Genomic DNA, 9,936 nt, shown 5'->3' on the forward strand with positions numbered 1-9,936 from the left:
GGGTGTTGGGTTACGCTGCGCTTCACCCAACCTACTGTCTTACTCCCTCTCCCACAGGGAGAGGGCTGGGGAGAGGGCCGAGCATGATTCCTTATTGTTGGGATTGTTGGGTGTTGGGTGTTGGGTTACGCTGCGCTTCACCCAACCTACTGTCTTACTCCCTCTCCCACTATGACCAGTTATAGCTTCGGCGATATTATCTTAATTCCATATATTATAAACGGTTAAAAGCCCGAATTCACCCGCCATTGATTAGTTTTTAAACTAATCAGCAGATTGATTAATGGGGTGGATGAAGTCGAGGACGGAATCGCGGTATTCAATTTCAAGGTTATAAGAACAAGGCATATTTTTGAAATACTCCACTATTCCTGTCAGGATTTTAGACATGACTTCTGGATAGAGGCTTTTTAATTCAACTAAACCATCCCTCAAAAGTTGATTAGTTTGTCGATAAGGAGTTAACCCAATCAGATAGCTCATTGATTGTTGCCAACCATCTTGGGTTTGTTGTTGCTGCTTTTTGCTTTTATTCTTTAATTTTTCAATCCCGCGTTTCACATCGTTCAGATAATTGATGATATATTCATCATTATAGGAAAAACATAACTCTCGGTCACCCAAATTACGCAAATTCGGATAAAATTCGGTATTTTCCTCATTTTGGGCTAAATTTACATACATAAAAGTTTTACTCTGTTGCCATAAATCGAGCAACTCAATAAACCAATCATCATGGGTTTTCGGTAGCCGTTCGAGTTCCTCGGCTAAATCACAGCTATACTGAAAATCATCTTCATACTCTATACACATATCCAAGACGAGGCGATTAAAAATTTCAAAGTCACATTCACTTTCTTTCCAACCATCGGCTTCTAACTGTTCAGTACAGGCAGGAATAATGTCATGACTCATCGCGCCTTGCATGAGTAAATTATGGAAGTCTGCCCAAGCGTCATCGGATAATATTTCATATTCTTCGCCAGTTTCTTCATCGATGCCGTAATAGTGGATTTTATCATCCTCATCCATCCTCAAAATGGCAAGGGTTTCTATCGAATCATAATCTTCTTTTGAAGTGACGAAACGCGGAAGTGCATAACTTCCCTTGACAAACCGACTACCTGGTGTTTTTCGATTTTTTGCAGCCATAATCTTTTCAACTGTCTCCCAAATTTAACCTTTGAAACTGAGTTATTTAGATAACGACTTGAGGTTATCTTTATAAATACACAAAAAGTTTTCTGCGTGAGTAGCTCCAATTTTTTGGATTTCTGGAGGGAAAGCACTTAAAAATGCGGTTTGTCCGGTAATGTTAAAAACGGCTGCACCTTCAGCCGTCCCTCCATGAAGATACACTAAATCTGGAGCTAAATTTAGCCACATTCCCAAGCGTTGAGCCACATCGTAAGCTGTGATTTCTCCTAATCCTTTAACGCGAGCAGTCACCGACTCTATCCAGTGATGAAGTTCTGCAAAGGTTTTAAACTGCTGTGCTTGCTTACCATCTTGGCGAGATACGTTTAATCCTTCTGCTAATTTACGAGAGGGTTGGCACTGATGGGGGTGCATTTTTCCATTGGCACGTAGAGAAAGCCAAGCTCGTTCCAAGGCTGCATCCCAAGTCAGGGTGCGATCGCCCCACCATTGGGTTTGAGCTTGATAACAAGTTCCGAAATGAGCGAGATAATCATTCACCCAATCAGCAAGAGTGGGTTGATTTTGACTACCCATATTGCTAGGGATAGAATGACCGCATAATTTGCCCGATGTTTGCTTCTTGCAATTGCCACTCATAGCTTCCTCAATTTTTCAGAGATTAACTAACGGCAAATAGCTCTTGCTTATTTATAGCATAATTTGATTGTTAAAAGCGTTAAATTATGTCAAGATTTGTCCCTGATTAGTTGGCTATTCCCAGTAAGGCTCCAGCCCGGGCAAGAGATGGCGTGTAACGGGACGAGAACACATAACAACTCCCTTCAACTCTTGCTCCCTCTCCCTCTGGGAGAGGGCTGGGGAGAGGGCATTATCCACTACAAACCGATCGCCACAAAAGCGGACCAATAACGGCGATCGCCAAAGGGACAATCCTCATCATAATCCATTAACTTAAACTCAATTATCTCACATTCCTCCTCCGTCATCTGCAAACCCTGACCACACCACTCTAAAAACCCCGCCGCCGAAACCCCTCTGAGCCAATTTTGCGCCTTATGTAATGCCATCACCACCCGCTCATCTTGGCGGAATTCATAATAGAAACGAATCGCCAAACAAGCCGTGGCAAAATCATCCACACACCATAAACTACTCACCACTGCCGGAGTTCCCGCATACAAAAACCCACTGGCTAACCCAATATATTCATCGGTCAATAAACTCCCCATTAGTCCCGTCTCACAAGCCGAAAGCATCACCAGACGACAGGCGGGAATTTCCAGATTGCGATAAATTTCCCCCAGGGTTAAGCCTTGCTGTGCGGTGTCGAAGCGGCGACCATCCCGGAGGGTGAGGGTCTGGCGTTTTTCCTCCCTGGGAGCAGATTCGAGGGGTGTATCCCCTGCCAAAATCACAGCGGAATTGAGGGGATTTTCGCTATCAAAGCCCCCGTGACAGGCAAAATGAATGACATGACTCTGGCGCAGTTTCTCCAGAGTTTCCCGGCGATTGAGGGCGGATTTCGTCGCCGCTTGCTGGGTGAGGATATAGCAGTTGGGGTCGAAGTAGGGGCGGATGAACTCCACCTCCATTTGGGCATAGCTGAGGTCTTGGGTGGGGTTCTGCACCGCGAAGAATTGGGGTGGGGTGGCGGGTTGGGGGCGGTGGTGGATGTAGTCGAGAATTTGGCAACTGGGGGCGTAGCTGACCCCTTGGCTAAAGCGCTCCAGTAACGGCGTGGCGGGGGCGTTGAGTTCAACGGATAAGGCGTGGAGGGGGAACAGGTGCAGGTAGAGATGGGGAATCAGAATCAGCCGTTGACAGGTCTGGGGGAGGGCGGCGATCAGACTGGACAGGTGGAGATGTTCCGCCAGGTCCTCCAGGCGACGGTCTAGGGCCTTGTACCAACTGGGTTGGCGGTAGTCGGCGAAGTAGGTTTGGTTGAATTGGTCGAGGGTTTGGCGTTGGTCGGCGCTGTAGCTGTGGGCGCGGATGTGGGGGCGGTCTTGGTCGAGGGTGACGGTGAACGCCCAGGCTCCCAGGTCGGGGTCTTGGGGCAGATACCATTCGATGAGAGCGGTTTCCGGGGTGAGGAGTTGGCGAAAGTCCGGCAGTTGGACTTGCACCTTCGCGAAGGCGTTGAAGTCGGGGTCGTTGATTTGCGCCAGGAGGCTGTCCCGTTGTTGCAGCAGGCGTTGCAGGAGAGGGGTTCCCGGTGCCTCGGTGGGTGTGGCTATCTCCCGGTTTCCCCGGTTCCCGGTTTCCCCCGCTCCCCCTGTCCCCGACTCCCCGTCTGCGGCGTTCTCCGGTGCTGCGAAGGATTGTTGTAGGGCGGCGATTTCCCGGTTGAGTTGGCGGTATTGTTCCTGTTGTTGGGGGGTGGCGTTTTTGGGAACCAGGTCGGCGCTGGTGAGCATTTCCATCAGGGTGCGGGACTTGCTGCGCTCGACGGTGAGGAGGGCTTGGTCGTAGCGTTCCAGGTGGAGGCAGGCTTGTATCATTTTGCCATAGATGGGCAGGGCATCTTCCAGGATTTTCCGTTTCGTGTCCGGGGAGGTGGCCCAGTCCCGGCTCTGTTCCACGGCGCGGATGGCGTTGTCGTAGCCTTCGATGGCGATTTCCCAGTTTTGGAGGGTGTAGCCGAGGTTGCCGAGGTGGCGTCCGGTCTTGAGGCAGTTTAGGGGGAAGGATGAGGGAGTATAGACTTCCAAAGCGGCTCGGGAGCAGGAAATAGCATCTTCTAGGTTTTGTGCCCGTTCTGCGCGGATGCGGTCTGAGTAGGCAAACCCCAGACAAATTTGGGTTAGAGCCCAGTATTCCGGAAAGGCATCGCGGGTGTAGACTGACAAGGCGGATTGGTAGCAGGAAATCGCCTCTTCTAGATTCTGTGCCCGCTCTCCTTTGATGCAGGTTTCATAGGCAAACCCCAGACAAATTTGGGTCAGAGCCCACTTTTCGGGAAAGGCATCGCGGGTGCGGACTTCCAAGGCGGATTGGTAGCAGGAAATCGCCTCTTCTAGGTTCTGTGTTCGCTCTCCCCGAATGCGTTCCCCGTAGGCAAACCCCAGATTATTTTGGGTCAGAGCCCACTTTTCGGGAAAAGCATCGCGGGTGTAGACTTCCAAGGCGGATTGGTAGCAGGAAATCGCCTCTTCTAGGTTCTGTGCGAGCTCTCCTCGGATGCGGTCTGAGTAGGCTAACCCCAGGCAACTTTGGGTCTGAGCCCAGTATTCGGGAAAGGCATCGCGGGTGTAGACTGACAAGGCGGATTGGTAGCAGGAAATCGCCTCTTCTAGGTTCTGTGCCTGCTCTCCTTTGATACTGTGCCTGTAGGCTAACCCCAGAGAAATTTGGGTCATCGCCCAGTATTCCGGAAAGGCATCGCGGGTGTGGACTGACAAGGCGGCTTGGAAGCAGGAAATAGCGTCTTCTACGTTCTGTACCCGTTTTCCCTGGATGCGGTCACGGTAGGCTTCCCCCAGAGAAATTTGGGTCATCGCCCAGTATTCGGGAAAGGCGTTGCAGGTGTAGACTTCCAGGGCGGCTCGGTAGCAGGAAATTGCCTCTTCTAGGTTCTGTTTCCGCTCTCCCCGGATGCGGTTTTTGTAGGTAAACCCCAGATTCATTTGGGTCAGAGCCCAGTCTTCGGGAAAGGCATCGCGGGTGTAGACTGACAAGGCGGCTCGGTAGGCTGCAACGGCAATTTCTAGATTATTAGCTCGACTGCCTAATTGGAATTGCCGAATATCAAGAGCAAAATCATAAAAAATCCTGGCTAAGTATTGATTTTTTCTAATCTTATTACGGTCTATTTGGGAGTGAAACCATTGGGTGATGGTTTCAGCAAAATCGAGGTCCAGTTGGTCTTGGTATTTTTGGAAAATGCGATGAACTTTTTTCCTACTTAATCCCCTTTTTTTGGCTTTCAGAATTTCTAACCAAATCGCTAAATACTCAGGGGATATCGCCTCAACGGTCGGGTTAGAGGTTCTGGGAGGCTGGGAGGTGAATAAAGGGGTGTTGAGCCTCTGCCTTATGTTTTGCCATCTCTCACGCCAACTCGACATCATTTTGCCTCCATGAGTCTGGGTTCGGTGCTGTCAGTTCAGTGAAGCCTCGCGCCACCGCACCTTAATTGTACCCCACCCCGCGACTCTTTGAACACCCCCACCAGGTTCACAAGTCACCGGAAAACCGAGCCAAAAGCTCCTCCCGCGATAACTGCCAAATCAACTGTGCTTGCTCCAAGGGGGGCACTTGAATTAACCCCTCGATAATCTCAGCTAATTCTGCATCCACCGCACCAAATTTAACTTGTAACATACTTTCAAGGAGCGATCGCTGTCCTTGTTGGATACCTTGCTGGATGCCTTGTTGAACTCCTTGTTGGATACCTTGCTGAACTCCTTGCTGGATACAGCTTGTTCGATATTTAATTAGTACAGTAACCGCATTTAGTAAACCATTTCTTAAACGTATTTTTTCTCATCAGCATTAGAGCCAGTTTAATTAACTGTTCTAGTGCTTCCATTGCTCGTGTTGGAAACATTCTGACCACTGACTTAACCGTTGACCGCAACATTTCAATAGGATTGAAATCTGGTGAGTAGGGTGGTAAATATTCTACTCTGGCTCCCGTAGCAGTGATCATTTCTTCAATGCCCTCCATTTTATGGATATTAAGGTTATCCATAACTACGACATCCCCTGGATTCAGTCTCGGAACCAAGTCCTGTTCAATAAAATCCTGAAAATCTTTACCTTTCATAGAGCCTTCTATGGCTTTTTTAGCGGGTGCATCTCAATGAGGAGATGAGTATAATTACTCAGGGCAAAAATATACTCTTACCCTGATTAAGCAGCTAACGCGCCATTTAGATAGGCACAGCGATCGCCTTTTTTCGATTGGCCCGTTCTGATCAATCAGGCGGCGCATTTTCTAACAGATGTTCAGGATGTCCGCCCAACCTTTCGACAATAGTTTGCCGTGGTTGTAAACTCAACCAGCATTCTTGAACCAAGCGTTTAATCAATTCATCCCTGGTCGTTTTTTCCCTGGCTAAAATTTCCACTAAACGGGCTTCTGTTTCTGGGTCTAGTTCTATATTCATGAGGCGTTCTGATTTGTGCTTGATATCTAATTCTACCGAATTTACCCTAACTCATCCTATTATAGCTAAATGCTGAGAAACCGGGTTTCTATGGATATCTCGGTTAGGATACAGAAACCCTGACAGCAACCCGGTTTCTTTGATTCCACTCAACCTAAGACATTTCCAGAACTTGTTGGAGAGAGGCAGAGAGTTCAATAGGCATAAAATATGCGTTAGGATAGAGGTAATCTTCCCCTGATTCATCAATTATCCGCAGCATTTGATGACTATTCGCTTTTGAGTCGGGTAAGACTGGATAAATCTTGCGAACTTCTAGGGAAGCTGCATAGTCTGTATTTTTGATGCCAACAACAAAGTTCATTAGTTCATGGCTTTTCCTCTCATGGATAAAGCGGCGGCAGTTCAACATCCAATAAAAATTACTTGATTGGCGAAATCTTCTAATTCTCCCATTTTGGCGTAAACCTCTAACTATTCGATCGCATAACCCATCGACACTTGAGGACTTAAAAAGAAAATTCCGGTAAACGCTTTACCTTGATTGACGCAATTTTTATCTAACACTAGAAAATCATGATCCGTGGTTACAAGAGGACGCTTTAGTTGCACAGACTCAAAATTATTTCATAAATAGCACTATTATTATTGTCTTCTTGAGCGGTCATAACCTCAACCAATGTCAGTTTTAAACCAATCTTAATCGCTCGATGGAGTGGAGCCTCGAAATAGTAATAGATTGCCATTTTCATCCTTGCTGCTGCTGCCATTTTTGCTGAAGCCTTTGTTGAAAATCGGCAGTATTATGACCGACTCTCATTGTAATTAAATCAGCTTGCAGGTTCTGGATGTTTTCTTGTTCTTGAGCAATTTGAGCATCAATTTGGTGTTGATAGGTGTAGTAATAACTGAGGGCAGAATAAATGGCAGCGAGGGAAATTTCTGGGTGTTGAAAGTGCAGTTCTTCTGGACTCCAGCCGTGGGCGTGTTTTTCTTGAATCAGTTGGGCAACTGAAACGCGACTATTGGCAATAGTTGCCTGATTTTGAGCATCAATGTCTAGGTATTGCCAAGTTACCGGAGTATCGGTGATGAATGTCATATTAAGGATGGGGATATGGGTTGATACTAGGGGGTTACGACTATTATAGCCAAGTTGCCAGAAACCGGGTTTCTATTACTATCTTTGTTAGGATATAGAAAGCCTGACAGAAACCCGGTTTCTTAGAGTCAGTTTTAGTCTTTCTGGATTTCTAGGTTGGCGAAGTGTTGTTGCACGAGGCTATCGGTGCATTTATTTAGGGAGTAAAAATCAGGTTTTATATTGGTGGAATATAGGATAAGGTAAACACTAGCTTCAACGCCAAAAAGATTCATACCCTTTCTTTAATTTTTCTGTGCTATCTCGCTAAATTATACTTCCATGAGCCATAATAAATCGCTCGAAATCCCATAACATTACTTGTTAAAACGATTGTCTAAATCGCTCTTTTTAATTGGTGGCTATCCTTTCCATGAGTGATAGACTTAATTGTTTATATACTCCCAGCAGTCTAGCTTAAAATTGTGTCATAATTGGAAATGTTTCATCAAAGTGCAATTCTGTATCTGTCAAAATCAGAGTGCGACTTGCAGAATGAAAAACACACATTCATTAAGTGAATCAATTCCCGTTAAGCCCCAAACTCTTAAACCATCGAATAAGACAAAGTATAATCCAGGTAATAACTCACCTCGATCGCCCCTGATGGTCTGGTCAATCGGTCAATCGGGTTTTTTAATGGTTAAACCAGGGGCAGCCCCAAAGGTTGCCTGGGGATAAATAGATTTGAAATTAGCTGCAAATAAATAATGATAAAGGTTAGGGGCAATAATATACTTGACAACTCCCAGTTGACCTAGCTGGCTGACAAGTCTGTCGCTAGATTGAATTGGAGAAATTACCGCGAGTTCTCGATTAGCCAATCGAATAACCGTCATCCTGTTCCGACACTGAGTCCCAAATATCGGAAGGTCTATTCTGCAACCCAAACATCTATATCAACTTCTTTTAGCATGGTTTTGGTGAGTAGTTTGATGGCTAGGTTTAATGGTAGGAGCTTATGGTTTTAAAAACAACTTTGTCGATCGCATCTGAGTTAAGATATTTTGACGCGCGCGATACTCCTGTTTAGAGAACGATCGCCCCCTCGGTTGATTGTGCAGCCACTCCAACCCCTGCCCCACCTCTTGACGAAATTCCGTCACTTCTTGGCGCAACCCCTCTAGGCGTTCCTCTAGGGTTTGTAACAAGTCGCTGATGGTGGTTTCCATTACCCCCAACCGTTCACAGACTTCCGCAAAACCAGAATCAATACTATGGGAAACATCCCGAAAAAACTCCTCCTGCTGGGTGACGTTTCTCCTTTTACAGGCTGCCATGTTGAGGCGGATGAAGATATCACCCCATTCTGTATCGGTGAGGTTGCCTTGTTGGGTGAGTTGGTATTCTTGGGGGGTGAGGAATTGGTCGAGTTGGGCTTCTCGTAGTTCAGGGTAACGTTGCTGGGTGAGTTCCTGTTGGGCGATCGCTAAACCCACCTATATATCTCGCCTAATTCAATTAGTGATTTCCCTGGGCAAAAATACCCTACAACCGAACACCTAAGCGTCATCAATATGGTAGTAGCTTAGGGGTGGCTGCCATCGCCTTTTGGTGTCACCAACAACAGCAATTATAGCCCAGTTTCCCGCAACCGGGTTATAGCAGAGCCATGTCCGATGATCAGGGATTGAATTTACTGCTAATTTCACCGGTTCATCGTGCCAAGTTTTGCAACCACTGGAGGAGATGGGCAATCAAATCGGGGTCGCTTTCTAGGAATTGCGGTAATCGGCACTCCGGGAGGGGTTGGGGGACAACCACCGCCATGGGGGGATGGCTAAAGCGGGCGAGTTTATTGAGTACCGCGATATCAAAGCCTTGGGGGGGTGGGTCGGTGGGTTCTTCGTAGAGGATGAGGGCAATTGGATGGTCGCTGAGGTCATCCTCGCAGTAGGCTTGTAATTCGGCAATGGTACCGGGTTTACCGTCGGGACTGGCGGGACAACCGGCTTTTTTCAAGGTGGTGTAGATTGGCAAGGCGGGGTTGCTGGGGTCGCTGAAGCGGCTGCGATCGATGCAAATGGGTTGGCAGTTGAGGGGGTGGGTTTGGATGGCTTGGTTGAGGATTTGGGGGAGAAGGGCGAGGTTACACTGTTGAATAAAGGAGGTGTTGTCTTCCACTTAGGGATGAGGGGTGGTGGGGAGATTGTGCCAGGGTTGATAAAATTCGGGATAGGGGAGGTTTTCGGCACAGTTGCAGATGAGTTTGTAGGATGCCTTGAATAGGTCAAAGTTGTTTTCGTAAACTTCATCGCTGAGGCAGTCTTTTAAGGCGGAGACGACTCCTGCATATTCTTCCGGTGTGGTGAGGATTTTCCCTACACTCCATGCTGCCAGCCTACGGGTATCTTCATCCTCAGTAGTGCGGATAATTTCGAGCAACCCAGCGATCGCATCAGGATTTCCTTGTCCGATTTCCCCTAAACTATATGCCACCAGACCACGGGTATCTTGATCCTCAGTGGTGCGGATAATTTCAAGCAACCCAGCGATCGCATCAGGATTTCCCTGTCCGATTTC

Annotated in this window: 12 protein-coding genes and 1 pseudogene; all 13 read right to left on the reverse strand. The window is 47.3% G+C overall.

Annotation, left to right across the window (positions count from 1 at the left end; translation table 11 throughout):
- Nucleotides 1–264: 264 nt before the first annotated feature.
- Entirely contained in the window at nucleotides 265–1,152 is an 888-nt protein-coding gene (locus P5674_RS20875; RefSeq protein WP_006616209.1) for a hypothetical protein, read from the reverse strand.
- A gap of 42 nt (nucleotides 1,153–1,194) precedes the next feature.
- Nucleotides 1,195–1,797: a hypothetical protein gene (locus tag P5674_RS20880; protein ID WP_231851962.1), complete on the reverse strand. Its 603-nt coding sequence runs from the start codon at nucleotides 1,795–1,797 to the stop codon at nucleotides 1,195–1,197.
- 239 nt (nucleotides 1,798–2,036) lie between these two features.
- Nucleotides 2,037–5,231, reverse strand: a complete 3,195-nt coding sequence (locus tag P5674_RS20885) for a CHAT domain-containing protein (RefSeq protein ID WP_014276128.1) — start codon at nucleotides 5,229–5,231, stop codon at nucleotides 2,037–2,039.
- A 106-nt stretch (nucleotides 5,232–5,337) separates the two neighbouring features.
- Nucleotides 5,338–5,577 (reverse strand): annotated as a pseudogene (locus tag P5674_RS20890) (hypothetical protein); the annotation flags it as partial.
- A 16-nt stretch (nucleotides 5,578–5,593) separates the two neighbouring features.
- Nucleotides 5,594–5,929 (reverse strand): transposase, encoded by a 336-nt coding sequence (locus P5674_RS20895; protein WP_014276129.1) that lies wholly within the window; start codon nucleotides 5,927–5,929, stop codon nucleotides 5,594–5,596.
- A gap of 151 nt (nucleotides 5,930–6,080) precedes the next feature.
- Nucleotides 6,081–6,272 carry a hypothetical protein gene (locus tag P5674_RS20900; RefSeq protein WP_014276130.1) on the reverse strand — a complete coding sequence of 64 codons (192 nt, stop codon included), beginning with the start codon at nucleotides 6,270–6,272 and terminating at the stop codon, nucleotides 6,081–6,083.
- A 154-nt stretch (nucleotides 6,273–6,426) separates the two neighbouring features.
- Entirely contained in the window at nucleotides 6,427–6,636 is a 210-nt protein-coding gene (locus P5674_RS20905) for a hypothetical protein (protein WP_006615891.1), read from the reverse strand.
- A gap of 110 nt (nucleotides 6,637–6,746) precedes the next feature.
- A complete protein-coding gene (locus P5674_RS20910; RefSeq protein WP_315670241.1) occupies nucleotides 6,747–6,884 on the reverse strand; it encodes a hypothetical protein in 138 nt (45 codons plus the stop codon).
- Nucleotides 6,885–7,020: 136 nt separating this feature from the next.
- Nucleotides 7,021–7,374: a DUF433 domain-containing protein gene (locus P5674_RS20915; RefSeq protein WP_014276132.1), complete on the reverse strand. Its 354-nt coding sequence runs from the start codon at nucleotides 7,372–7,374 to the stop codon at nucleotides 7,021–7,023.
- Nucleotides 7,375–8,036: 662 nt separating this feature from the next.
- Nucleotides 8,037–8,303 (reverse strand): DUF4336 domain-containing protein, encoded by a 267-nt coding sequence (locus P5674_RS20920; RefSeq protein ID WP_286131390.1) that lies wholly within the window; start codon nucleotides 8,301–8,303, stop codon nucleotides 8,037–8,039.
- A 69-nt stretch (nucleotides 8,304–8,372) separates the two neighbouring features.
- The gene (locus tag P5674_RS20925) at nucleotides 8,373–8,852 is read right to left on the reverse strand and encodes a hypothetical protein (protein WP_014276133.1); all 480 of its coding nucleotides are present in this window, start codon (nucleotides 8,850–8,852) and stop codon (nucleotides 8,373–8,375) included.
- Between the two features lie 217 nt (nucleotides 8,853–9,069).
- Entirely contained in the window at nucleotides 9,070–9,537 is a 468-nt protein-coding gene (locus P5674_RS20930) for an NACHT C-terminal alpha/beta 1 domain-containing protein (RefSeq protein ID WP_315642989.1), read from the reverse strand.
- Nucleotides 9,538–9,936: HEAT repeat domain-containing protein (locus P5674_RS20935; RefSeq protein WP_315670242.1), on the reverse strand; the 399-nt coding region annotated here is incomplete at its 5' end. It lies immediately after the preceding gene.

It is taken from the genome of Limnospira sp. PMC 289.06 (assembly GCF_032350395.1).
Taxonomy (GTDB): Bacteria; Cyanobacteriota; Cyanobacteriia; order Cyanobacteriales; family Microcoleaceae; genus Limnospira; species Limnospira platensis.